Annotated in this window: 23 protein-coding genes; 15 read left to right on the forward strand and 8 right to left on the reverse strand. The window is 53.8% G+C overall.

Annotation, left to right across the window (positions count from 1 at the left end; translation table 11 throughout):
• Window positions 1-186 precede the first annotated feature (186 nt).
• On the forward strand, window positions 187-906 hold the full coding sequence (ompR, locus tag Q3A88_RS15250) for a two-component system response regulator OmpR (protein WP_005969424.1): 720 nt from the start codon (window positions 187-189) through the stop codon (window positions 904-906).
• On the forward strand, window positions 903-2,264 hold the full coding sequence (envZ, locus tag Q3A88_RS15255; RefSeq protein WP_039277203.1) for a two-component system sensor histidine kinase EnvZ: 1,362 nt from the start codon (window positions 903-905) through the stop codon (window positions 2,262-2,264). Before ompR ends, envZ begins: the two co-directional genes overlap by 4 nt.
• A 263-nt stretch (window positions 2,265-2,527) precedes the next feature.
• Here envZ and pckA read toward each other — a convergent pair whose 3' ends face one another.
• From pckA to Q3A88_RS15280, 5 genes are all read right to left on the reverse strand, one after another.
• Window positions 2,528-4,147: a phosphoenolpyruvate carboxykinase (ATP) gene (gene pckA / locus Q3A88_RS15260; RefSeq protein WP_317178221.1), complete on the reverse strand. Its 1,620-nt coding sequence runs from the start codon at window positions 4,145-4,147 to the stop codon at window positions 2,528-2,530.
• 197 nt (window positions 4,148-4,344) lie between these two features.
• The gene (gene hslO, locus Q3A88_RS15265; RefSeq protein ID WP_110163345.1) at window positions 4,345-5,214 is read right to left on the reverse strand and encodes an Hsp33 family molecular chaperone HslO; all 870 of its coding nucleotides are present in this window, start codon (window positions 5,212-5,214) and stop codon (window positions 4,345-4,347) included.
• Between the two features lie 115 nt (window positions 5,215-5,329).
• Entirely contained in the window at window positions 5,330-5,740 is a 411-nt protein-coding gene (hslR, locus tag Q3A88_RS15270) for a ribosome-associated heat shock protein Hsp15 (protein ID WP_010277707.1), read from the reverse strand.
• Between the two features lie 118 nt (window positions 5,741-5,858).
• On the reverse strand, window positions 5,859-6,545 hold the full coding sequence (yrfG, locus tag Q3A88_RS15275) for a GMP/IMP nucleotidase (protein WP_317178222.1): 687 nt from the start codon (window positions 6,543-6,545) through the stop codon (window positions 5,859-5,861).
• 117 nt (window positions 6,546-6,662) lie between these two features.
• Window positions 6,663-8,810 (reverse strand): intracellular growth attenuator family protein, encoded by a 2,148-nt coding sequence (locus Q3A88_RS15280; protein WP_110163344.1) that lies wholly within the window; start codon window positions 8,808-8,810, stop codon window positions 6,663-6,665.
• A gap of 437 nt (window positions 8,811-9,247) precedes the next feature.
• Here Q3A88_RS15280 and nudE point away from each other — a divergent pair, with 437 nt between their 5' ends.
• Entirely contained in the window at window positions 9,248-9,805 is a 558-nt protein-coding gene (nudE, locus tag Q3A88_RS15285; protein WP_014916864.1) for an ADP compounds hydrolase NudE, read from the forward strand.
• 79 nt (window positions 9,806-9,884) lie between these two features.
• Here nudE and mrcA read toward each other — a convergent pair whose 3' ends face one another.
• On the reverse strand, window positions 9,885-12,440 hold the full coding sequence (mrcA, locus tag Q3A88_RS15290; protein ID WP_317178223.1) for a peptidoglycan glycosyltransferase/peptidoglycan DD-transpeptidase MrcA: 2,556 nt from the start codon (window positions 12,438-12,440) through the stop codon (window positions 9,885-9,887).
• 111 nt (window positions 12,441-12,551) lie between these two features.
• Here mrcA and pilM point away from each other — a divergent pair, with 111 nt between their 5' ends.
• The 12 genes from pilM (at window position 12,552) to trpS (ending at window position 22,856) form a co-directional block, all read left to right on the forward strand.
• Window positions 12,552-13,403, forward strand: coding sequence for a type IV pilus biogenesis protein PilM (gene pilM, locus Q3A88_RS15295; RefSeq protein ID WP_233989568.1), 852 nt, complete (start codon window positions 12,552-12,554; stop codon window positions 13,401-13,403).
• A 2-nt stretch (window positions 13,404-13,405) separates the two neighbouring features.
• On the forward strand, window positions 13,406-13,975 hold the full coding sequence (locus tag Q3A88_RS15300; RefSeq protein ID WP_233989569.1) for a PilN domain-containing protein: 570 nt from the start codon (window positions 13,406-13,408) through the stop codon (window positions 13,973-13,975).
• Window positions 13,968-14,552, forward strand: a complete 585-nt coding sequence (locus Q3A88_RS15305) for a hypothetical protein (RefSeq protein ID WP_233989576.1) — start codon at window positions 13,968-13,970, stop codon at window positions 14,550-14,552. The genes Q3A88_RS15300 and Q3A88_RS15305 overlap by 8 nt, the downstream gene beginning before the upstream one ends.
• A complete protein-coding gene (locus Q3A88_RS15310) occupies window positions 14,549-14,926 on the forward strand; it encodes a HofP DNA utilization family protein (protein ID WP_180784873.1) in 378 nt (125 codons plus the stop codon). Before Q3A88_RS15305 ends, Q3A88_RS15310 begins: the two co-directional genes overlap by 4 nt.
• Before the next feature lie 99 nt (window positions 14,927-15,025).
• A complete protein-coding gene (hofQ, locus tag Q3A88_RS15315; protein ID WP_233989570.1) occupies window positions 15,026-16,300 on the forward strand; it encodes a DNA uptake porin HofQ in 1,275 nt (424 codons plus the stop codon).
• Window positions 16,301-16,651: 351 nt separating this feature from the next.
• The gene (gene aroK / locus Q3A88_RS15320; RefSeq protein WP_005969451.1) at window positions 16,652-17,173 is read left to right on the forward strand and encodes a shikimate kinase AroK; all 522 of its coding nucleotides are present in this window, start codon (window positions 16,652-16,654) and stop codon (window positions 17,171-17,173) included.
• Window positions 17,174-17,224: 51 nt separating this feature from the next.
• A complete protein-coding gene (gene aroB, locus Q3A88_RS15325) occupies window positions 17,225-18,310 on the forward strand; it encodes a 3-dehydroquinate synthase (RefSeq protein ID WP_010277670.1) in 1,086 nt (361 codons plus the stop codon).
• 149 nt (window positions 18,311-18,459) lie between these two features.
• Window positions 18,460-19,476: an SPOR domain-containing protein gene (locus Q3A88_RS15330; RefSeq protein ID WP_317178224.1), complete on the forward strand. Its 1,017-nt coding sequence runs from the start codon at window positions 18,460-18,462 to the stop codon at window positions 19,474-19,476.
• Window positions 19,477-19,555: 79 nt separating this feature from the next.
• Window positions 19,556-20,368, forward strand: coding sequence for an adenine-specific DNA-methyltransferase (dam, locus tag Q3A88_RS15335; RefSeq protein WP_014916855.1), 813 nt, complete (start codon window positions 19,556-19,558; stop codon window positions 20,366-20,368).
• A gap of 112 nt (window positions 20,369-20,480) precedes the next feature.
• Entirely contained in the window at window positions 20,481-21,158 is a 678-nt protein-coding gene (rpe, locus tag Q3A88_RS15340; RefSeq protein WP_010297113.1) for a ribulose-phosphate 3-epimerase, read from the forward strand.
• Window positions 21,151-21,855, forward strand: coding sequence for a phosphoglycolate phosphatase (locus tag Q3A88_RS15345; protein ID WP_014916854.1), 705 nt, complete (start codon window positions 21,151-21,153; stop codon window positions 21,853-21,855). Before rpe ends, Q3A88_RS15345 begins: the two co-directional genes overlap by 8 nt.
• Window positions 21,852-22,856, forward strand: coding sequence for a tryptophan--tRNA ligase (gene trpS / locus Q3A88_RS15350; RefSeq protein ID WP_119873304.1), 1,005 nt, complete (start codon window positions 21,852-21,854; stop codon window positions 22,854-22,856). Before Q3A88_RS15345 ends, trpS begins: the two co-directional genes overlap by 4 nt.
• 75 nt (window positions 22,857-22,931) lie before the next feature.
• Here the strand turns inward: trpS and Q3A88_RS15355 are convergent, their stop codons facing one another.
• Both Q3A88_RS15355 and Q3A88_RS15360 read right to left on the reverse strand, forming a co-directional pair.
• Window positions 22,932-24,389: a M20 family metallopeptidase gene (locus tag Q3A88_RS15355; protein WP_039288667.1), complete on the reverse strand. Its 1,458-nt coding sequence runs from the start codon at window positions 24,387-24,389 to the stop codon at window positions 22,932-22,934.
• 94 nt (window positions 24,390-24,483) lie between these two features.
• Window positions 24,484-25,353, reverse strand: coding sequence for a transporter substrate-binding domain-containing protein (locus Q3A88_RS15360; protein ID WP_317178225.1), 870 nt, complete (start codon window positions 25,351-25,353; stop codon window positions 24,484-24,486).
• Window positions 25,354-25,417 lie beyond the last annotated feature (64 nt).

A 25,417-nucleotide genomic window follows, 5' to 3' on the forward strand; every position in this document is an offset into this window, starting at 1 on the left:
CTAACCGCAATCGTCATTAATCGCCGATTATTTCATGCCTAAGAGCACAGGAAATGATTGATTACACGAATTTTAATATGCTTTGTAACAATTTTGCCTAGAATGTATACCAGAAACGACTGTCAGTAATTCGTATGTTTCTGAACAATAGCATCGTCGGCGCTATTACGCCTTTGGAGAAAGAGAATGCAAGAAAACTATAAAATTCTGGTTGTAGATGACGACATGCGTTTGCGGGCGCTGTTAGAGCGTTATCTGACTGAGCAGGGTTTTCAGGTACGTAGCGTAGCCAATGCTGAACAGATGGACCGTTTACTGACCCGTGAATCCTTTCACCTTATGGTGCTGGATCTGATGCTGCCGGGCGAAGATGGGCTGTCCATCTGCCGTCGCTTGCGTAGCCAGAGCAATCCGATGCCGATCATTATGGTGACGGCAAAAGGGGAAGAAGTCGATCGTATCGTCGGGCTGGAAATCGGCGCGGATGATTATATTCCTAAACCTTTCAACCCGCGTGAACTGCTGGCTCGCATCCGTGCGGTGCTGCGTCGTCAGGCGAACGAACTGCCGGGCGCGCCATCGCAGGAAGAAGCCATTATCGCGTTTGGTAAATTCAAGCTGAATCTGGGTACGCGCGAAATGTTCCGCGATGATGAACCGATGCCGTTAACCAGCGGCGAGTTTGCCGTGCTTAAGGCGTTGGTGAGCCATCCGCGCGAGCCGCTGTCTCGCGATAAGCTGATGAACCTGGCCCGTGGTCGTGAATACAGCGCGATGGAGCGTTCCATCGACGTACAAATTTCTCGTCTGCGCCGCATGGTGGAAGAGGATCCGGCGCACCCGCGCTATATCCAGACCGTGTGGGGTCTTGGCTACGTGTTTGTCCCGGACGGCAGTAAGGCATGATGCAATGGCGTTTTTCTCCGCGCAGCTCATTTGCACGGACGTTGCTACTGATTGTCACGTTATTGTTTGTCAGTTTGGTCACCACCTATCTGGTGGTGCTCAACTTCGCGATTCTGCCGAGTTTGCAGCAGTTCAATAAAGTGCTGGCATACGAAGTAAGAATGCTGATGACGGACAGTCTGCAACTGGAAGATGGCTCCACGCTTGAGGTGCCGCCTGCGTTCCGGCGTGAGATTTACCGCGAATTGGGTATATCGCTGTACACCAATGCGGCGGCGGAGGAAAGCGGCCTGCGTTGGGCCCAGCACTACAAGTTTCTGAGTGACCAGATGGCGCAACAGCTGGGCGGCCCGACGGATGTGCGGGTTGAAGTCAGCAAGAATACGCCGGTGGTGTGGCTGAAAACCTGGCTGTCACCGGATATCTGGGTGCGCGTTCCCCTCACCGAAATTCATCAGGGCGATTTCTCGCCGCTCTTCCGCTATACGCTGGCGATAATGCTGTTGGTGATTGGCGGCGCGTGGCTATTTATTCGGGTGCAGAACCGACCCTTGGTTGAGCTGGAGCATGCGGCTTTGCAGGTCGGTAAAGGCATTATTCCGCCGCCGCTGCGTGAATATGGCGCTTCCGAAGTGCGTTCCGTGACGCGTGCCTTTAACCAGATGGCCTCCGGCGTGAAGCTGCTGGCCGATGACCGCACGCTGCTGATGGCGGGCGTCAGCCACGATCTGCGTACGCCGCTGACGCGAATTCGTCTGGCGACCGAAATGATGGGCAAGGAAGATGACTATCTGGCGGAGTCGATCAATAAGGACATTGAAGAGTGTAATGCGATTATTGAGCAGTTCCTCGACTACCTGCGTACCGGTCAGGAAATGCAGACGGAAGTGGCCGACCTGAACGCCATTATGGGCGAAGTGGTGGCATCGGAAAGCGGTTATGAACGCCAGATCGACAGCGATTTTGCTACCGGCGAACTGCTGGTGCGCATTAGCTCCCTTTCGATCAAACGCGCGGCGCTGAATCTGGTCGTGAATGCGGCGCGTTACGGGAACGGCTGGATAAAAGTCAGTACTGGACGTGAGCTACAGCGCGTTTGGTTTCAGGTAGAAGACGACGGAGAAGGCATCGCGCCCGATCAGTTACAGCACCTGTTCCAGCCGTTTGTGCGTGGCGATAGCGCACGAACCACTAGCGGTACAGGGCTTGGGCTGGCGATTGTGCAGCGTATTATCGATGCGCACAATGGCGTGCTGGATGTTGGCAGAAGCGAACGCGGTGGGCTCTGCGTCCGCGCGTATCTGCCGCTTCTATCGGACGTCGCGGTAGCAGATGCGGGTGCCGTGAAAGAGTCATAAGCATTTTGTGCAGCACCGGCATGAATAAGAAAGGCGCGGAATCCGCGCCTTTCTTAGATTACGCCAAAGACCGTCGAGCGGTAGTAACGGATAGATCGTAAAGACGCTGTGAATACGTCCATGTACGCTCGGCTTGCGCCATCCATGGCGCAAACGCTTTACTCTTCTATTCCGTTACTCCCGTTTTCATTCGGCAAATAGGTTGTCAACGATCTGAAGGCGCGGATTCCGCGCCTTTTTCGTAATGGTTTTCTTACCTGTCGTTACCGCTTCGGCCCTGCCTTCACCAGCGCAGCACCCGCTGGTGCATCGGTGTACTTATCGAAGTTGGTGATAAAGCGCTGCGCCAAATCGTCCGCTTTTTCCTGCCACTGTTCGACGCTGGCGTAGGTATCACGCGGGTCGAGAATGTCAGGATTGACACCGGGCAGCGAGGTTGGAATCGCCAAATCGAAGACAGGCAGCGTCTGCATTTCTGCATCATCAATACTGCCGTTCAGAATGGCGTCAATAATCCCGCGCGTATCCTTAATGGAAATACGTTTGCCGCTGCCGTTCCAGCCGGTGTTCACCAGATAGGCCTGTGCGCCAGCCGCCTTCATGCGTTTCACCAGCACTTCAGCGTACTGCGTCGGGTGCAGCATTAGGAATGCCGCGCCGAAGCAAGCGGAGAAGGTCGGTGTCGGTTCCGTCACGCCGCGCTCGGTTCCTGCCAGTTTGGCGGTAAAGCCGGACAGGAAGTGATACTGCGTTTGATCGGACGTTAGGCGGGAAACTGGTGGCAGCACGCCGAACGCGTCCGCCGTCAGGAAGATCACTTTCGTGGCATGGCCCGCTTTGGAGACCGGTTTAACGATATTCTGAATGTGGTAGATCGGGTAAGAGACGCGGGTGTTCTCGGTTTTGGAACCGTCGTTGAAGTCCACGGTGCCGTCTGCCAGCACGGTGACGTTCTCCAGCAGCGCATCGCGTTTGATGGCACCGTAGATATCCGGCTCTGCTTCCTTAGACAGCTTGATGGTTTTGGCATAGCAGCCGCCTTCAAAGTTGAAGACGCCGTCGTCGTCCCAGCCGTGCTCGTCATCGCCAATCAGCTGGCGTTTCGGATCGGTGGACAGCGTGGTTTTACCCGTGCCGGACAGGCCAAAGAAGACCGCCACATCGCCTTTTTCGTCGACGTTTGCCGAACAGTGCATGGAAGCGATGCCTTTCAGCGGCAGCAGGTAGTTCATGATGGAGAACATCCCTTTCTTCATTTCGCCGCCGTACCAGGTGCCGCCAATCAGCTGGATGCGTTCTGTCAGGTTGAACGCGACAAAGTTTTCGGAGTTCAGCCCCTGTTCCTGCCAGTTCGGGTTGGTGCATTTTGCACCGTTCATCACGATGAAATCTGGTTCAAAGCCTTCCAGTTCTTCATCGCTCGGGCGGATAAACATGTTTTTGACGAAATGCGCCTGCCACGCCACTTCCGTGACGAAACGTACGCTGAGGCGGCTGTCTGGGTTAGCACCGCAGAAGGCATCGATGATGAACAACCGCTTGCCGGACAGCTGTGTGGTGACCAGCTGCTTCAGGTGCGTCCAGGTTTCCTGGCTCAAGGGGTGGTTATCGTTCTTACCTTTGCCTTGATCGGACCACCACACGGTGTCGCGGGTGACGTCATCGCGCACGATGTATTTATCTTTCGGGGAACGGCCGGTAAAGATGCCGGTATCGACGGCTACCGCACCCAGTTGGGTTTCGATGCCGCGTTCATAGCCTTGTAGGGTAGGGGAGCGTTCTTCTTCAAAAAGCAGGTCATAGCTGGGATTGTAGACAATATCGCGGACATCGTGGATTCCATAAGCCGTCAGGGCTTGCGGGGTAAGACCGTTGATCAGCATGTTGCTACTCCTCAAGTTATAGTCGTACTACTAAACATTGTAGGGAGTGAGCTTATTTTAACCGCGATAGCAATCATAAAATTAAATAAATTCATTAATAACTTTGCTTATTTAGGGTGTTTGAAAAATAATCACGGCGGTTTACAGATGGGAAAATAAGCAAAATAAAACGGGTACTTTCGTACCCGTTAAAAAGATTAATGCAACAGGTTTCCTGATGAGTCCTGCCGTATGGCGCGGATGTCCAGCGAATTAAACAGGTAGTGCGTACCGCAATAGTCACAGTGCATATCGATTTCACCGTCCTGCTCGATCATCTCATTCACTTCCTGATCGGACAGCGTCATTAATGCATCTGCGCAACGATCGCGCGAACAGTGGCAGCGGAACTCGACATCCTGCGGCTCATACACGGTGACTTCTTCCTGATGATAAAGGCGGTACAGCACCTCGGTGGCAGGCAGGGTAAACAGCTCGTCGGCTTTAACCGTTGTGGTGAGCTGTGCCAGATGATCAAAATCATTACGATCGGCATCCTGTGCGGGCAACACCTGGAGCAGCATGCCTGCGGCTGCCTGCTTCCCGTCGTGTGGACCAGTGCGGATAAACAGCCGTGTCGGCAACTGTTCGGACTGCTGGAAATAGCTCTCCAGACATTCGGCCACGGTTTCACCTTCTAAACCGACGACGCCCTGATAACGCTCGCCGTCAGTCGGCGTAATGGTAATGACCAGATAGCCATTGCCGACCATTTCTTTCAGCGAACTCCCCGGTGCGATATCCCCTTGCAGACGGGCAACGCCGCGCATCTGCTGCTGGTGGTTACCGTTAATCACCGCCAGTTTCAGTGGGCCATCGCCCTGAAGCTGAACGGTAATATCGCCGCTGAATTTCAGCGTGGCCGTTAGCAGGCTGGTGGCAACCAGCATTTCGCCCAGCAGCGTTTGTACCGCAGCTGGGTAGTCGTGGTTGGTCAAAATACGTTGATACGTTTCGTTAACTGTCACCAACTCGCCACGAACGGCATAATTTTCAAACAGATAACGATGTAGTTGGTCATGAGCCATAATATTTTCTCGTCGTTGTGCGGAGATGAGTAGTGCGGCGATGAGTGGTGCGGCAATCGCTGGGTCTTCTCTCTATTGTCAGCAGTTTGATGACCAACAAATGAAGAGCGGAGCGTTATTCCTGATCGCTGTATTTAAATTTAATCAGATCGCGTCGCTCTTTTTTATCAGGGCGGCGATCGGGGTGTGGCATCGTCAGCGCATTCATTTTCCGCGCCTGTGCCAGCTTTTCTCGTTTCTCAATGCTTGCGGCTGTTTCCTGATACAGCGCCTGCGCCTCTGTCGCGCTTCTGCGCTGGCCGCTGACGGCTAAAATGACTACGGTGCGTTCATCATTGCCCTGACGCAGTTTGATCTCGGCATTCAGTTCGACCTGTTTGCTCGGCTTACCGCGTTGCCCGTTATAGTGCACTTTGCCGCCGTCGATCATTTCGCGAGCTATCGCCCGGGTTTTATAGAAACGGGCGGCCCAAAGCCATTTGTCCAGACGAACGGCGTCGTCGGCCTGTTCGGTAGCTTTCACCATAAATCCCCCTGATTACCCTAATGCCGATCGTTTAAGGATCGCGTTACTGGGGGCGACCACGGCGCGAGGCATCCCTGCGGGAACCTCATCTCCGTGTTTCCCCCTCAGGCCACCTGCATTACCCTGCGTTAACGGAGTGGCGCAGGGCTGGTAGCAGCGCAAGGTAGTCGTTCATTGACGGATGTTGCAGGAATGCCTTTTCCTGCTGGCCGGAATCGGGATTACGCACGCCCAGACAGTAATGGATACCGAACGTTTTCGCGGCATCCAGAATCGGTTCGCTGTCATCCACGAATAACGTTCTGGCGGGGTTGAAGCCAGTCTGCTGCTGTACGGCCTGCCACAAGCGCTGATTCTCTTTCGGATACCCATAAGTATGGGTGGAAAGTAATAAATCAAGGTGCTGATCCAGCCCAGTGTGTTCGATTTTTACCGCCAGACTGTGTGGATGGGCATTGGTCAGCAGAATCGTCTCTTTACCGCATTCGCGCAGCGCCGCTAAAAACGGCGTCGTGTCATCGCGCAATCGGGCTCGCGTGCCGATATCCGTCGTCATTTGATAGATATCCAGATCGAGACGTTCTGACCAGTAATCGAAACAGTACCAGTTTAGCGTGTGCTGAACGGCCCGGTACTCCTGTTCGATAAGCTGGTGCGCCTGTTCAAGGCTGATGCGACGTTTTTCACTGAGCGACTGCGGCACCAGTTGAAGCCAGAAATAGCTGTCAAACGCCAGATCGAGCAGCGTGCCATCCATATCCAGTATCACGGTGTCGATGCCGTGCCAGTTAACGTGGGGATTCATAACGACTCCAGATGTCGCGTCGTGCTATAGGGGTGATGCAGCAGAAGACGCGCAATGCAATTGTGACAAGAGTGACGGCCGCTAGGTTAGCATAACCACAGAGCGGGCACGATGCCGTTAGCGGGGGAGCTGTGGGCGATTATCCGGGAACGCATTCGTCATCATATTGAACCGTGAGGCGTAATAGCGCTGAATATCGGTCACTCGCTTCTGGCTTTTACGCATCTTAATACCGGTCAAAACCGCATTAACGATAAACGTTGCAGAAAAGAGCAGCAGCAGCAGACACGTGCCGAGATAGCGCCAAACGGTAATCACGTCAGGTTCGCTGTGCAGGCTGATGTGCTGGGTTCCGTTGGCATCGGTATTCAGCTGCGTGATCACGCCCGTGGCATTAAACGGTGTATGCAACAGCATCGCGGAAAGCCGCTGGAGTTCCTGCCACTGGTCCGATGGACGATATTCATTCAGCGGCATCGGAGGAAGAGGATGGCTAACGAACTGTCGGCCTTCGTCGCTGCGAATCAGGAATCCACCGGGCGGCGGGCTGTTCAGCGAATCTGCCGCGTTATTGATTTCCTGATAGAAGAATTGATCGGTAGAACTGTTGACCAAGGATTCCAGCGTTTCTGCGCTGACGGCAGGCAGCACCACATTCATACCTTTCAGCGTGCCAGAATTGGCGTCTTTTACCAGTGTATTCCAGTTCTTGACGTCGCTTAGATTCACCAGCGCATTTTTCAGGCGAGAGCAATCGTTTTCCTGCCGACACAAATCTTGTGTTCTCAGGACAACTTCAGCGAAGTTTTTCATCAGGATCAGACCTGATTTCTGGATCGTAGACGCTAACTGAGAGTTAACCTGACCTTCTTTTTCCGCTTGCGGATGGAGCTGGCTGTTGACGGATTTCAGCAGTGCAGAGGCTTTTTCAATCGTCTCGGATTCCGGTAATGGCAGCGGCGCAGCTTTATTCCAGTAAATGGCGGAACAGTCAAAAGGGCTGAACGCATAGGACGACGGTGCGGAAACGGGATGAATGCCTGCGGACACGTAGCACATGCCGTTGCCACGGACAGCCAGCGTGTCGCCAATGCGGAGCTGAGCGGTTTCCAGATCGCTAACCTGCGTGACCTGAATGCGCTGTGCGCCTTGAAGCCAGGCCAGGCTTAGCTTGAGCGGCAGTTCAAGCTGTACGTTAGTGACGAGCAAAATCAGGCTGAGCAGAGAACCAGCGGCCAGCAGTAGATTTCTGCCCCAGCGCTGTAGCGGGAAATGTTTCACTTCATCATGCAGCGACAGGTGCTCTCCCTGACGGATCACCTGTCGGTTGAGATAGATATCGACATCTGTTTTTCGCCCGAGATCCTGCGTGATATAAGGCTGCCAGTGAGGCGGGTAAATCAGATCGATATTACCGAGTGAGATATTGCCGAGCGGCCCCTGATTGGATTCGCCAAACAGACCCAAGCCTTGCGGCGTGCCGTGAAGGCAGTGCACATCGCGTAATTCCTGAGCGGACGGCGAGCGGAAAAGTTGCCACAGGCTCCAGCCTGCTAATAATGATGCGGTACCGATCAGCCAGGGGAGTAGGGCGATAGGGCTATTCAGACTGATGAACAAAAGCAAGAAAGACACGCAGAGCACGGCGGTTTCCTTCAAGCCCCCAGAGTGGTGCATGGCGTGTTCTTCACGTGTTTCCTTACGGATAGTGACCAACTCGGCATGCTCACTCCCTTCCTGACGGATGGAGGCGTTCGGGACAGGGACTTCGCTCGGCAGTGGGGCGAGTGGACGATCGTCGAGACATTCGGTTAGCGAGTGTCCATTCAAGGAAATGACCAGCGGGATCGAGCGCGTCTTAATCAGTTCGACGGTGTTATTTTCGGTAATGAATGGTTCCCAACTGGGCGGCAGATGGACTTCCTGCGTATCAATATAGTAGCGCCACTTATTCTGAGTATCAGTGCTCAGACCATAGCGTGTAATCGTATGGGTGATGGGGTAAACCCGATTACTTTGCAGGGAACGCGGCAGTTTTGGCTGCTCGTTGGGGGTATCAAGCGGCGTGGTTTGCTGGCTGTTTTCCTGAGCCAGATAACGCTCAATCGCGATCCGTTCGTCTTCAGTTAACCGTCGGGGAAGCGATTGCGAAACGGGTAACGGCGGAGCGGAGAAGAAACGGTGTCGCATACGGTAGGCGATAACACCTCCGACAGCGATCAGACAGGCAAGCAATATCGCCAATAGGGTAAATATTGTGCTCATCTCATCTCCATTCCAAAACGCGATGCTCCTTGTTCTCGTCGGAGTTTAACAAAATTATACAATCGATGATAACCCGTATGGCATTGTTTTCTTAGATTAATAACGTAATTGTGAATGGAATTAATCGCATAAGGTGATGATAGTAACAAGCAAAAAACGCCTCTTGAATGAGGATATTCCTATTTTTTTTAAGTTATTGACTTTTTCTGGTGATTTCTCATACAGGATGTATCCTTCATGTTGCCCACACGTAAATTCATCGTCACGATAGTTGCAGCGAAGGTGACTGTTAACGCACAATGTGAACAGAATCAAAAAAGCATATTTACGATCTCTTCTTATTCAACAGCATGGCATATTCAGGCTGCGATAAACGCAGTCTCTCATGCGCGTTGGGCTAAGGTGCCGTTCTGGTCGTAACTCTCTGGGGGGCATCAATGAGTCATAACCTGAAAAAACCTAAAATCCTCAAGGTAGAAACGGTAGCGCATTCGCGCCTGTTCAATGTGGAATCCGTCGATCTTGAATTTAGCAACGGGGTACGTCGGGTTTATGAACGGATGCGCCCAAGCGGCCGACAGGCGGTGATGATTGTCCCGATCATTGATGATGAACTGTTGTTGATCCGTGAATACGCCGTCGGCATTGAAGAGTACGAACTGGGCTTTCCCAAAGGGCTGATCGATCCCGGCGAAACGGTTTTCGAAGCCGCTAACCGCGAGCTAATGGAAGAAGTCGGTTTTGGGGCGGAAAAGCTGGAGTTGCTGGCGACGTTAACGATGGCTCCCTCCTATTTTTCCAGCCAGATGAATATCGTTGTGGCGCGTGGGCTGTATCCGCAGAGTCTGGAAGGCGATGAGCCGGAGCCGATGCCGCAAGTCCGCTGGCCGATAGATAACATGATGTCGTTGCTGCAAGAGCCTGATTTCCGAGAAGCGCGTAATGTCAGCGCGCTGTTTCTGGCCCACGACTGGCTGCGCCGCACACCTCGCTAATTTCCTGATTCATCATAGCCAAAAAAGAAGGCACCGTTTCTGGTGCCCTCTTTGTCAGTGTAACGCTATCGAACGTTGGCTAGAATAATTCTTCGCTTTGTCCGTTATCCATCAGCGTGGTGCCGACTTCATGTACTTCATATTCTTTCGGCTGTGTACCGTCAATGAAGTATTCGGAGCGGCTATTCCCGCCACCGTTGGACAGTTTGCCGCTGCTGCGGTCAATGACCACACTGACAATGCCAGGCGGCGGCGTCAGCGGTTGTTCCGGTACGCCATCCAGCGCGGCTTTCATGAAATCATCCCACGCAGGCTGCGCTGATTTCGCACCGCCTTCATAACCGGAGATCTGATCTTTGATGACGCCAGATGCGCTGCTGGCACCCAGATCGCGACGGTGATCGTCGAAGCCGATCCAGACTGAAGTCACCAGATTCGGGCCATAGCCGGAGAACCAGGCATCCTTGGAACTGTTCGTTGTACCGGTTTTACCGCCGATATCACGACGTTTCAACTCACGGCCCGCACGCCAGCCCGTTCCCATCCAGCCCGGTTCGCCAAAGACGTTGCTGTTCAGCGCATCTTTAATCAGGAACGCCAACGGTGTGTTGATCACGTGCGGTGCATAAGGCTGTGCAGCGCTTTGCTGTGCGGCTTCTGGCGTAACAGGTTCCAGTTCTGGCTGCGGCAGGCCTACCGGCGGCGCTTCGTTTGACGTGGCAACATCTTCAACGTTAGTGGTCGCTAACACCGGAGATCGTGGCGTTTCACCGTAAACCAGCGGTAGATTACAGGTATCACAGACCACTTTCGGCGTCGCGGTAAACACCGTCCCACTCACTTCGTTCTCTATCTTGCTAATCAGATAGGGGTCTACCAGATAGCCGCCGTTTGCCATGACGGCATAACCACGTACGACCTGTAGCGGGGTAAATGAGGCCGCGCCCAGCGCCAGCGATTCGGTATGGACGATATTCTGTGCCGGGAAACCGAAGCGTTGCAGGTAATCCGCGGCATAGTCCACGCCCATCGCACGCATGGCACGTACCATCACTACGTTTTTGGATTGACCCAGCCCCTGACGCAAACGGATCGGACCATCGTAGGTTGCCGGTGAGTTTTTCGGCCGCCAGTCAGAGCCTGCACCAGCATCCCAACGGGTGATCGGTACGTCGTTCAGAATCGTTGCCAGCGTTAAACCTTTGTCCATCGCAGCGGTATACAGGAACGGTTTGATGTTGGAACCAATCTGACGCAGTGCCTGCGTCGCACGGTTGAATTTGCTTTGGTTAAAGTCAAAACCGCCAACCAGCGCTTCTATCGCACCATTTTTCGGGTTAAGCGAGACAATGGCAGAGTTGACGTCCGGCACCTGTGCCAGCCACCAGTCATCGTTCACTTTACGGACCCAGACCTGCTGACCGGCCTGTACCACGTCCGTGACGCGCTTCGGTGTTGGCCCTTGCTGCGTATCGGAACGGTAGGCACGTGCCCAGCGCATGCCCGCCATCGGCAGGGCAATGTTGCTGCCGTCAGACAGGATCGCAATCGCGTTGTCAGCCGTAGTGCTGGTGACGATGGCCGGATAGAGCGGGCCGTAGACCGGCAACGCTTTCAGGGCGGCAATCATCTTCGCCTGATCCCAGACGCCTTCGCCTACCTTCCAGAGCACTTTGCTCGGGCCGCGGTAACCGTGGCGCATGTCATAGGCGAGGATGTTATTACGCAGCGCATCCTGTGCGGCGGTTTGCAATTTTTTGGTGACCGTCGTGTAGACCTTATAACCGTCGTTATAAGCATCTTCGCCGTAGCGTTTGACCATCTCCTGTCGTGCCATTTCTGCGACATACGGGGCGGAGAACGAAATATCCGGTGCGTGATAATTTGCGACCAGCTTTTCGTTACGTGCCGCATCGTATTGCGACTGGGTGATGTAGTTTTCATCCTTCATACGTGCAAGGACGACGTTGCGGCGGGCAACGGCACGGTCGTAGGAATAGAGCGGGTTGAACGTCGATGGTGCCTTCGGCAGACCGGCGATCATCGCCATTTCGCTCAGCGTCAACTGGTCAACAGGGCGGCCAAAGTAAACCTGTGCCGCTGCGCCAACGCCATAAGCGCGATAGCCGAGGTAAATCTTGTTCAGATAAAGCTCAAGGATTTCATCCTTGGTCAGCAACTGCTCAATACGGATAGCCAGAAACACTTCCTTGATCTTACGAATCAGGGTGCGTTCCGGGCTCAGGAAGAAGTTCCTGGCGAGCTGCTGCGTAATGGTACTCGCCCCTTGAGAGGCGTGACCCGATGTGAGCGCGATAGACGCGGCGCGGATGATCCCGACGGGATCGACACCGTGGTGATCATAGAAGCGGCTGTCTTCGGTCGCGATAAAAGCGTGTACCAACTCAGGGGGAACCTGATCCAGCTTGAGTGGGATACGGCGTTTTTCACCAAACTGAGCGATCAGTTCGCCATCGGCGCTGTAAACCTGCATAGGCGTTTGCAGCCGAACGTCTTTCAGCGTGGCGACATCGGGCAGTTGGGGTTCGATATAACGGTACAAACCGTATATCGAGGCAGCTCCCAGCAGAATGCAAGAGACTGCAAGGATGAGTAGATACTTTACGAACTTCACCTGGGATTTTCCATTCAGTAGCGTTTGGACAGTTTATAAACAACCGGGCGCTAGTATAAAGGTAAGCCAGCACTGTGGATATGTTTATTGGATAAGGAAATCGGGTTGAACATGGGTTATCACATCTGGCGGGTTGGCGTTGATATACAAAACGGCTTCATGCGTGCGCTGGCGGTTCAGCGCCGCCGCGATGGCTGGCAGCTTCGTCACTGGTGGCAATATCCGCTACCAGACGACACCTTGCGCACGGGTAGTCTACACCATACTGAGGCACTTTGTGAGGCCTTGCGAACATGGCGTCGTTTACTGCCTGGACATATTTCGCTACGGGTAGGGTTCCCTGCTCAGTTGATTTTACAGCACCATTTACCGATGCCCGACCCGCGTTTACAGGAGCCGGAGCGTAGCCTCTACATCGAAACCCTGGCGGCTCGTAAGCTACCGATCAGCAGCGAATCGCTGGCGATAGACTATCGGGAAGATCCGCAGATGCGGGGTTCGCTGCTGGTGACGGCCGCGCGCCGACAGGAGGTCGATCACTGGCTGGCATGCCTGAATAGCGCGGGGCTACACCCCGATGTGCTTGAGGTTTCAACCTGTGCGCTTCGGGCGATGGCGCAGCGGGCTGGGCTTGAAACTCACCGTCTGTTGCTGCATCGCTTGTTGGATGGCTGGCTGTGGGTTTCCCCGTTGAACCATGCTTTTCACTCGGGCGTGATACACCTTGATGAGCTGAATGGCGAGGCCGATATCTTATCGGTTGTAAGCACTCGCTATCAGCATGATGTCGATAACATAGCCTATTACTCTAGCGTCTCGCCCGATTTACCCAGCCAGCAGACCGACGTATTGCAGCCGTGGTCGCCGTTAACGGTGTTTAACCATATGCAGCCGCCGCTGCCGAGTTTCCCCTCGGCTTTTGCGATTGCGGGTGGATTGGCATTGCGTCCTGAGGATGCCTGACTATGTTGCTGATTAATCTTTTACCCTGGCGCAACACTCGGATGCGTCAGCGGGCACGCCGTTGGCTAGGGCTGCTGTGGCTACAGACGGGGTTGATGCTATGCCTTATTGCGGCGAGCTATCTGCTTTGGCAAAACAGGCAGCAACGCGCGCAGGATGAACTCAATGCGGTGCTGGCCCAGCAACAGCAACTGACGGTGCAGTATCAACAAACGCATCAGGCACGAGAAGCGCTGCGTCGCTATCTGGAACAGGAACGCGCCGAGGCGAGAGTCCAGCACGACAATCGTCGTAACCTCCATCTGTTAGATCAGCTTGCTGGCATGGTGCCCGCGCGTCTGTGGCTGACGGAAATTGCTGACCGCGGATCGCATCTGCTGCTGTCCGGTGTAAGTGAAAACTATCACGATATCATTACGCTACAGCACGCGTTATCACGTCATGTTTCCGTCGAGCGTGTGCAGTTGCTGCATACGTCCCGAGAGCGTGGTGTGAATACCCCGTTGCGCTTTTCCTTTCAGGCCAACTGGCGCGATACGGGTGTTTCCTTACCGGGGAAAGACCATCATTAATCAAGCGATCGTGACTGCCGTTGTACTGAACCGGCCTGAGTTAGTGAATAAACCGCTCTGGCAGCAGCTAGCGCTTCAATTGGCGTTTGTCGCCGTTGCTGGGCTGTTAGCAGGCTGGTTCCTCATCGGTGAAGTACGGCAGGCGGTGATTGGCATAGAAGAGCAAACCGTTCAGGCGCGTCTGGATGTAGGGGAACTTCAGCAAAAGCTCGATGCGATGCCGCTGCTCTCGGTGCTACGCACGCAATTAGCGGAGAAAACCGCGCAAGACGATCCCTTTCAGCCTGACAGACTGGCACAGCTTATCGTTGAACCTCTATCGCTGGCGGGGGCGTCGCTTCTATCCTGGCAGCCCGCTCCTCCTCATGCGGGAGCTCCTCATCAGGAACGTTGGCAATTGGCATTTAGCGCGAATTACACGGGCGTATTGCAGGTGCTTCGTGCGCTGATGGCATTACCTTATGTGCTGCGAATAACGCAACTGACCGTAAAGCCTGATGCCGCTCCAGCGGCGGCGTCGGAAAAACCGCAGCTTCTGGTTGAGCTATCGCTAATCAGGCCGGAGGTATCGCCATGAGCCACATAACACGTTGTATCGCATTGATACTGCTCTTTGCGCCACATAGCGTACAGGCGGAAAAGCTCGCAGAACGTATCGACCCTTTTCAGCCTCTGGCTGCTTCACGCTGTCTGCCCCCAGCGACACTGCCAGCGTGGCAGCTAAAAGGCGTGATAGGTTCTGGCGACCGTTGGACTGGCTGGTTAGCGCAGCCGGAGGCTGGTTGGCTCAGGCTGACACGCGGCGAGACGATCCCTCCGGGGAATTGGGTGGTCAGTCAAATGGATAAATCAGGGGCCAAACTTGTCCCGACAGCGCATGAGGCAAGCTGTGACGGTCTGCCAGAGAATCTGCTGCTGATTTCTCCGTTTATCACTAAGCCAGCGAAATAGATGCAGTCTGCCTGACGCACGTATTTTGAACGCCGTCTTTGGACAACCGTTTTTTGAAAACAACGCTGGCAACAGCGTATCTCGATAACAAGGAAGGTTATGAATATGAGGATGTTATGTCGGGTGCTGGCGTGGAGTGGGTTACTTCTTCTCGCCGCGCCGTTTCAGGCCAGTGCGGAAAGTTCGGTATCGATGGCGTTTGAAGATTCACCGATACCTCGGGTGCTACAGGCGTTAGCCGATCACCAACAGCTCAATGTGGTGATCGCTCCGGGCGTGACGGGGAACCTTAGCCTGAGGCTGGCTGATATTCCCTGGCAGCAGGCATTGGATATTGTTTTACGCATGGGGAAGCTCAGCGTCGAGCGGAACGGCAATGTGCTGATGGTTTTCCCTGCCGGGCACCTTGAATCCTTACAGAAAGAACGAGACGAACAGGCGGCGGAGCAGGCGCAGAAATTGCCGCTGCATAATATCTCTATTGCATTGCAATATGCTGATGCGACGGAAGTGGCGGCCAGCGTTCAGGCTCAGCGTGGAACGCTACTCTCTACGCGGGGCAGCGTAACCGTGGATAAGCGGACGAATACCCTATTGATTCGCGATACGGAAGAGGCTCTGGCACAGCTCGAACCGTGGGTGAAAGAGCTCGATCTGCCACTAGCGCAGGTACAACTGGCGGCACATATCGTCACCATCAGTAGCGAGCACCTGCAGGCGCTGGGCGTGAATTGGGGACTGGGTGAAGGGGATGCGGCTAACAAGGCACTCAGGCTGAATAATTTTAACGTTGGCCTGCCAGTCGATACGCCCGCGATCAATGCCGGATTCCATTTGGCGCGCTTGAATGGTCGCCTGCTGGACCTGGAATTAATGGCGCTGGAACAGGAAAGTCAGGTCGAGATTATCGCCAGCCCTCGCTTGTTTACCGCGCACCAGCAGACCGCCAGTATTAAACAAGGCACGGAAATTCCGTATCAGGTCTCCAGCGGTGCCAGCGGATCGACGTCTATCGAGTTCAAAGAGGCGGTATTAGGGATGGAAGTTACACCCGACATTCTGCGTGCCGGACGGATTACGCTGAACCTGAAAATCAGCCAAAACATGCCGGGGCAGACGATTAAGCAGGGCGATAATGGCGAAGCGTTAGCGATCGATAAACAGGAAATCCAAACCCAGGTGACGGTCGCTGATGGAGAAACCATCGTTTTAGGCGGTATTTTCCAGCAGCAAAAAAAGAACAGCGACAGACAGGTCCCTATATTGGGCGAGGTTCCCGTATTTGGTCATCTGTTCAGAAACCATACTCAGCAGCATACGCGCCGAGAATTGGTCATTTTCATTACGCCGACGCTGATACCCGCATCATCGTGAGTAAACTCAGGCGGGCTCTGATGTCATACGGTGTTTTTCTTTCGGATTGGGCGCAATATTTTGTCACGTTCGTCGCTTATGAGTTTGACGCTGCGGCGGATTTAGCTTACAAGGGTTAGCGAATTGAGCACTGAAGTGTTGTTCCACCGAAAATGTCGATAAAACATACTGCATTGACCCCCTGTGGTCGGTGTGACATTTTATTCGGTTGCCAAACTACCCTGAGTCTTGAGATAATTTTTTGTCTGATTCTCGCACTATCGCTCATGAGGTTTCAGTTTAGGTCCCGCCGCTGGGTTGATTGGCGGGGCGGGTTATCATTAACGAATTGTCTTAGTAATACCAAAAAACATGGCAGAGAAACGCAATATCTTTCTGGTTGGGCCTATGGGTGCCGGCAAAAGCACTATTGGCCGTCAGTTAGCTCAGCAACTCAATATGGAGTTTTTCGACTCCGATCAAGAAATTGAGCGACGCACTGGGGCTGATGTGGGCTGGGTATTCGATGTGGAAGGCGAAGAAGGCTTCCGCGATCGTGAAGAGAAAGTCATTAATGAATTGACGGAAAAGCAAGGCATCGTACTGGCGACAGGCGGTGGCTCAGTCAAATCACGTGAGACGCGTAATCGTCTTTCCGCGCGCGGCGTTGTCGTTTATTTGGAAACGACAATCGAGAAACAGCTTGCCCGCACGCAGCGTGACAAGAAGCGTCCGTTACTTCAGGTTGAAACCCCTCCACGTGAAGTATTGGAAGCGTTGGCGAAAGAGCGGAACCCGCTTTATGAAGAAATCGCTGACGTTACCATTCGGACTGACGAGCAAAGTGCCAAGGTCGTTGCTAACCAGATTATCAATATGCTGGAAAGTAACTAAGAGCATACCTTATCCGCATTGAGCGGATCCTGAACGGGTTGTTTAACGCGCATGGAAAGAATTACCGTAACACTAGGGGAACGTAGTTATCCCATTACGATAGCCGCTGGATTATTTGATGATTCGGCTTCTTTTATGCCGTTGAAAGCGGGGGAGCAGGCCATGCTGGTGACGAACCAGACGTTGGCTCCTCTGTACCTTGACCGCGTTCGTGGCGTGTTGGAAAACAGTGGCGTGCATGTCGATCAGGTTATCTTACCTGACGGCGAGCAGCACAAATCGCTGACCGTATTGGATCAGGTTTTTACCGCGCTGTTGGCGAAACCGCATGGTCGTGATACGACGATTGTTGCCTTGGGTGGCGGTGTCATCGGCGATTTAGCCGGTTTTGCCGCGGCCAGTTATCAGCGTGGCGTCCGGTTTATTCAGGTGCCGACAACGCTGCTATCGCAGGTAGATTCTTCCGTCGGTGGTAAAACCGCCGTCAATCACCCGTTGGGTAAAAACATGATCGGGGCGTTCTACCAGCCCGTATCGGTTGTGATCGATCTGGACTGCCTGAAATCTTTACCGGCACGGGAATTGTCATCCGGGCTGGCGGAAGTCATCAAGTACGGCATTATTCTGGATCGCGATTTCTTTCTTTGGCTTGAAGAAAACATTGAAGCCGTGCGTGCGCTACAGCATGACGCGCTGGCTTACTGCATTCGACGCTGCTGTGAAATCAAAGCGGCGGTGGTTGCAGCAGATGAACGCGAAAGCGGTATGCGTGCGCTGCTCAACTTGGGCCATACTTACGGGCATGCCATTGAAGCAGAAATGGGCTACGGTAACTGGCTTCACGGCGAAGCGGTTGCGGCAGGCATGGTGATGGCTGCACATACGGCACGTCGCCTTGGGCAGTTCTCCGTTGAGGATGTCGAGCGAGTCAAGTCTCTGCTGATTCGCGCTGGCTTACCTGTAAACGGCCCAACGCAAATGACACCTGAATCCTATCTTCCTCATATGATGCGCGACAAGAAAGTGCTGGCGGGCGAGTTACGTCTGGTGCTGCCAACGGCAATCGGTCAATCTGAAGTTCGTGGCGGCGTTGCGCATGACATGGTGTTGGCTTCGATAGCTGATTGTCTTGCCTGATGCGTAATGCTATCGGGTTATGAAAGATAAGTATTAACGACAGACACGCCCTGATGGGTTATGGTTAATAAAATACAATGCGTTACGATTCAATGATTCGCCTTGGCGACCGCGTGGTGAATTTGAGCTTTTTAGTGGGGAGATGTTAAATGGATGAGTTCAAGCCGGAAGATGAGCTGAAGCCTGATACCAGTGACCGTCGACCTACTCGTCAGCAGAAAAGCAGCAATTTCGCGGTACCTAAAATCGCGCTTTCCAGACAGCACCTGATGATTGGCATCGGGATTGTGGTGCTGGTGTTGCTGATCGTGGGTATTGGATCTGCCTTGCAGGCACCTTCTCAGCCACAAACCTCACAGACGCAGAATCAAGCGAGTGGCGAGCGAAATATCGATCTCTCTTCCTCGCCCTCCATGACCCAGAGCACGCAGCCTTCCTCTCCGAGTGAAAGCCCTGCGGCCGTTTCCGGCGAGGCCAGTCATGGTCAAATGCCAGGACAGGCGTCTTCTCAAACGCCGACGTCGCCTCAGACATTGAGTGCTCCACCGATTTCCGGTACGCCGACAGATGCACAGATTCAACCGCCGGTGGCAGGCCAGCAGCGTATTGAGCTGCCGGGCAATATCACCGATGCGCTGTCACAACAACAAGGGCGCGTGAGCGAATTCTCTCAGGGCGCAGCAGGAAACTCGACGCTGCCAACGGCGCCTGCGACGGTTGCTCCGGCGGGGAAAACGCCTGCGACCTCATCTGCTAAAAATACGCACAACACGACGCCTGCACACGCTAGCAACGCTAAGCCTGCTGCGAACAGCGCGCCAAAAGCGCCAGCAGCAAGCAAACCCGCAGCTAATGCAAAAGCGGCTCCTGCAGCGGCTGGGCAGAACGTTTCCGTACAGAATGCGCCTGCCAGCAGTTTTACGTTGCAACTGAGCAGCGCATCACGCTCGGATACGCTGAAAGCCTACGCAAAACAGCATAATCTCGCCCATTCTTGGGTGTATGAAACGAAACGAGACGGAAAATCCTGGTATGTGTTAGTGACCGGAGTCTATGCTTCTTCTGCGGAAGCGAAACAGGCAATTGCCGCGTTGCCCGCAGAGGTACAAGCGAAAAAACCATGGGTTAAGCCGATCCGCCAGGTGAAGCAGGACTTGAATAAGTAACACCAATTTTAGCCCTGATGTGCTGTCTGACACAGAGTACAATCCGCGGCTCTGAAACGTATGAGTAACTAACGACGGCATGAAGAAGAACCGCGCTTTTTTAAAATGGGCTGGTGGTAAATATCCGCTGGTAGAAGAAATTCGTCGCTATTTACCCGCAGGAGACTGTCTCATTGAGCCCTTTGTTGGCGCGGGTTCCGTGTTTCTGAATACGGAATACGATCGCTACATACTGGCTGATATTAATAGCGACCTGATTAATCTCTACAATATCGTTAAATCGAATGCAGATGAGTTTGTTACCGACGCCCGTAAACTTTTTACGGATGAGGTCAACACGTCGGAGACGTTTTATCTGCTGCGTGACGAATTTAACCTTTGCAGCGATGCCTATCGGCGCGCGCTGCTGTTTCTCTATTTGAATCGCCACTGCTATAACGGCCTGTGCCGTTACAACATGCGCGGTGAATTCAATGTTCCTTTCGGGCGTTACAAGAAGCCCTATTTCCCTGAAGAAGAAATTCGCTGGTTCGCCTTCAAAGCGCAAAATGCCACTTTCGTCTGTGAGCATTATCAGGACACATTGGAAAAAGCAGAGAAGGGATCGGTGATTTATTGCGATCCGCCTTATGCGCCACTGTCTGCGACCGCGAATTTTACGGCCTATCACACCAATAATTTCAGTCGTGCCGACCAGCAGAGTTTGGCGCAATTGGCGCGCCGTTTATCAGCAGAAAGCCAGATTCCGGTACTGATTTCCAATCATGACACGTTACTGACTCGTGAGTGGTATCAGGAAGCGGTGCTTTATGTTGTTAAAGCACGCAGAACGATTAGCCGCAATATTTTAGGGCGTAGTAAAGTAAACGAGTTATTGGCCCTATATCGGTAATACCGTTTGGGGTAAACAGAGCGCGGTGAATCGGTTAATGCCGTCTGAGAGGCGTCATTAGCCGGGAATAGGTTACCCGCAGGCATTCAGACTTTACCGTTTGGAGAAATGAATGAAACCGTTTTTAATCGCGCCGTCCATTCTGTCGGCTGATTTTGCCCGTCTTGGTGAAGATACCGCTAACGTATTGGCTGCCGGAGCGGATGTGGTCCATTTTGATGTCATGGATAACCACTATGTGCCAAATTTGACGATTGGCCCGCTGGTCCTGAAATCCCTGCGCGATTACGGTATTACCGCGCCGATTGACGTCCACCTGATGGTGAAACCGGTCGATCGTATCATCCCGGATTTCGCCAATGCGGGAGCCAGCTTCATTACCTTTCATCCCGAAGCCACGGATCATCTCGATCGTTCACTGCAACTGATCAAAGATCACGGCTGCAAGGCTGGGCTGGTGTTTAACCCGGCGACGCCGCTGAGTTATCTCGATTACGTCATGGATAAGCTGGATATCATTCTGCTGATGTCGGTTAACCCTGGATTTGGCGGCCAGTCCTTTATTCCCAGCACGCTGGATAAACTGCGTCAGGTTCGTCGCTTGATCGACGACAGCGGTTACGACATTCGACTGGAAGTCGATGGCGGCGTAAAAGTAGAAAATATCGGCGCAATTGCTGAAGCGGGCGCGGATATGTTTGTGGCGGGATCGGCGATTTTTGGTCATCCAGATTACCGTGCCGTCATTGATCAAATGCGTAGTGAAATTTCAAGGACGACACATGACTGAATTAACCGCAGTTCGCGGATTAGCTTTTGATTTGGACGGGACGCTGATTCACAGCGCACCGGGTCTGGCGGCGGCGATCGATCAGGCCTTAGTGGCGCAGTCGTTGCCTGCTGCGGGCGAAGCGCGTGTCGCAACCTGGATTGGTAACGGTGCGGACGTGATGGTTGAACGGGCGCTGCGCTGGGCTGGCGTTGAGCCTACAGGTGCACGCTTGCAAGAAACCCGTGAGCGGTTCGATGTCTATTATGCGCAGACGGTGGATAGCGGTAGCACGCTGTTTCCACAGGTAAAAGAGACGCTGGCGCAGTTGGCGCAGCAGGGCATTCCTATGGCGGTGGTGACGAATAAACCCACGCCGTTCGTTGCCCCGCTCTTGGCAGGCCTGGGGATTGGCGACTATTTTTCGCTGATCATCGGTGGCGATGATGTCATTGTGAAAAAGCCGCATCCTGCGCCGCTCTATCTGGTGCTCGGTAAGCTGGGGCTGCGTGCCAGCGAGCTTCTGTTCGTCGGCGATTCCCGCAATGATATTCAGGCGGCACAGGCGGCGGGCTGTCGCAGTGTCGGCATGACGTATGGTTATAACTATGGTGAAGCGATCGAGCTGAGTCAGCCGGATGTCGTTCTGGATCGTTTTGCCGATATTTTGCCCCTGATCGGGCAGTCTTCTTCACACAATCAGGAACCCTTAGTATGAGCAAACCCATTGTATTTAGCGGTGCGCAGCCGTCTGGTGAATTGACCATTGGTAACTACATGGGGGCGTTACGTCAGTGGGTCAACATGCAGGACGATTACGACTGCATCTATTGCATTGTGGATTTGCATGCCATCACGGTACGTCAGGATCCGCAGGCGCTGAGAAAAGCGACGCTGGATACGCTGGCGCTGTATCTGGCCTGCGGCATCGATCCGAAAAAGAGCACCATTTTTGTTCAGTCGCACGTGCCTGAGCACAGCCAACTGAGCTGGATACTAAACTGCTACGCGTATTTCGGCGAACTGAGCCGCATGACGCAGTTCAAGGATAAATCCGCGCGTTATGAAGAGAACATCAACGCCGGTCTGTTTAGTTATCCGGTGCTGATGGCGGCGGATATCCTGCTGTACCAAACGAATCAGGTGCCAGTGGGTGAAGATCAGAAACAGCATCTGGAACTGAGCCGTGACGTCGGGCAGCGTTTCAACAGCCTGTATGGCGACATTTTCAAAGTGCCAGAGCCGTTCATTCCGAAATCTGGCGCGCGCGTGATGTCGCTGCTGGAGCCGACCAAGAAGATGTCCAAGTCCGACGATAACCGCAATAACGTTATCGGGCTGCTGGAAGATCCGAAAGCGGTGGTGAAGAAGATCAAACGCGCGATGACAGATTCCGATGAGCCGCCAGTCATTCGCTATGATGTGAAGAATAAAGCCGGGGTATCCAACCTGTTGGATATTCTGTCTGGCGTGACGGGAAAACCCATCCCTGAGCTGGAGCAGGAATTTGATGGCCAGATGTATGGTCACCTGAAAGGCGCGGTGGCGGATGCCGTATCCGGTATGCTGTCTGAGCTGCAAGAACGTTATCATCGCTACCGTAACGATGAGGCTTTCCTGCAACAGATCATGCGTGAAGGGGCTGATAAAGCGAGTGCTCGCGCACAGGAAACGCTGAAGAAAGTCTACGACGCTATCGGTTTTGTTGCCCGTCCGTAAGTCTTAATTACCGTCAGGAGGCTCTCTCCTGACGGTTTCCTGCTACTGCTTATCTATCCCTTTGAATCCGCTATCTTATCCTTGTGGGATAGGCGGAAACACGTCGTCTGGAATCGGGTTCTCAAACGGTGTCTGCTGCAATCTTTCCTGATGGTCGGCTTTTGCCTGTGCAACCAGTTCGGGCGTGACCAGCAGATCGATAGCCAGTGAGGCCATCGCTTTCGCCGCATACTCCGTGCCTTTGTGTGCGGCTCCTGTTTTCCCCTGTGCGACCAACTGCCACGAATGTGCTGGCGTGCCGATGGCATAGGTGGCGCTGCGAATCTGTACGGTTGGCACAACCCAGCTAACCGTTCCCACGTCCGTAGAACCGATGAAGGCATCATTCGGGCTATACAGCGGATAAATTCCGTCGTGCAGCGTTAAACCCGGCTGCGGTTTAACGCCGAAACGTGCGTAGGATTCGGCAATGTCTTCGGCGCTCAGCGCGGTCTGGAACATCGCTGCCATTTTGCGGTCTTCGTCATCGAACGGTATCGGGCCGAGCGCCAGCAGATGTTCGTGCATACGCGCTTCCAGCGGCGGGTTTGCCAGCAGATTGGCATCACCGCTAATCACTTCGCTGCTGACTTCGGTTTCTGTCATCAGCGCTGCGCCTTCGGCAATTTTCTTCACGCGTTTGACCAACTGGTGCAGTTCCGGCAACTGGCGAGCCCGTACGAGGTAACGCACGGTGGCATTGGCCTGAACGACGTTCGGAGCGTGGCCGCCGCTGTCGGTAATCGCATAGTGGATGCGGGCAGAGGACGGCATGTGTTCGCGCATGTAGTTCACGCCAACGTTCATCAGTTCCACCGCATCCAGCGCGCTGCGCCCCAGATGTGGGCTGCTGGCGGCATGAGCCGCGCGACCTTTGAAGTAAAAATTCAGTTCATTACAGGCCAGTGAGACCGGGCTGTTGACGCCGGTGAAGGTCGCCGGGTGCCAGCAGAGGGCGATATCGACGTCATCAAAAACGCCTTCCTTAACCATAAAACCTTTGGACGATCCGCCTTCTTCCGCAGGGCAGCCGTAAAAGCGCACGGTTCCAGATAATGCGTGCTTTTGCAGATAATCTTTCACTGCCGTCGCTGCCTGTAGTGCCGCGGTGCCGAGCAGGTTATGTCCGCAACCGTGGCCGTTGCCACCGTTTTCCAACGGCTTTGGCTCAGCGACATTCGCCTGCTGGCTCAGGCCCGGCAGCGCATCGTATTCACCCAGAATGGCGATAATCGGCAAACCTTCGCCGAATTCACCCAGCAGTGCGGTCGGCATGTCGGCGATGCCTTTCGTCAGACGGAAGCCTTCTGCTTTCAGGATGGCTTCGTGCTGTGCCGCCGAACGATGCTCTTCGTAGTTCAGCTCTGGCGTATCCCAGATGCCGTCGCTCAGCGTACAGAACTGCTGCCGCTTGGTGGCAATCAGATCGCAGATTTCTTCCACGTTCTGGCGATTAACGGCCGGCAGCGTTCCTTCATTGTGTGTTGCATTCATGCGTGGTGTGCTCGTTTGATTTCTCGGATGGCATTGGCGAGGAGCGTGTCACAGCCAATCGGCCATGACACGCGATTCTGCGATTGGGTAACGCTTAGAGCGGCGTGGTGTCCATGCCGAACCATTTTTCGCTCAGTTTCCGGATGGTGCCATCTTGTTTAGCCTGATCGATTGCCTTGTCGAACATGGCTTTCAGCTCAGGATCGCTTTTGCGCAGGCCAACGGAAGAACCGCTGCCCAGAATGCCGCCGATGAACTGTGGCCCTGGCATCACGATGTTGTCATTGCCCGGTTTGTCCGTCGTGCTTTTCAGGTAAGGTGCGGAAGCGATAACTAGATCCACACGGCCTGCTTTCAGATCCAGATCGTGTTCCTGGGTGGTTTTATATTCGCGCACTTTCATCACGCCTTTCATGTATTTATCCAAAAAGGCGCTGGCGATAGAGGCGGACTGTACGCCGATGGTTTTGCCTTCCAGCAGCGGTTTCAGCTTCTCAACTTCTGCCAGTGCTGTGGCTTCATCGGCGGGTTCAATAGAGAAACGCACGCCCGCGTCTGGGAAATCCTTGGCGAGCGAGCTGGATTTCAGTACGGCGAAAGTCTGTCCTGCCTGCGTGTACGGCTGGCTGAAGTCGATCACTTCACGACGTTTTGCCGTGGCGGACATACCCGCGATGATCGCGTCATATTTACCCGCGTTCAGCGCAGGAATCGCGCTGGCGAAGGGCTGAACCATGATCTCGCATTTCACCTGCATGTTGTTACACAGCACTTTGTACAGCTCGATCTCCATGCCATCCAGCGTACCGTCTGGTTTGGTGAAGTTATACGGGTGGTAAGCGCCTTCGGTCGCGATGCGGACGGTCGTCCATTTTTTCTCTTCCGCTGAGGCGGTGAATGAGGCGGCCAGCGTTCCCGCCATACACAGCGAGCAGGCGAGCAGTGTGAGTTTTGATTTGATCATATTATTTTTTCTCCTGGTATTTCATATAATTATATTTTGTTTATTTCCCACCACTGTAACGAGA

Origin of the sequence: Pectobacterium sp. HCp5_1 (assembly GCF_032905925.1) — a bacterium.
Lineage (GTDB): Bacteria > Pseudomonadota > Gammaproteobacteria > Enterobacterales > Enterobacteriaceae > Pectobacterium > Pectobacterium brasiliense_A.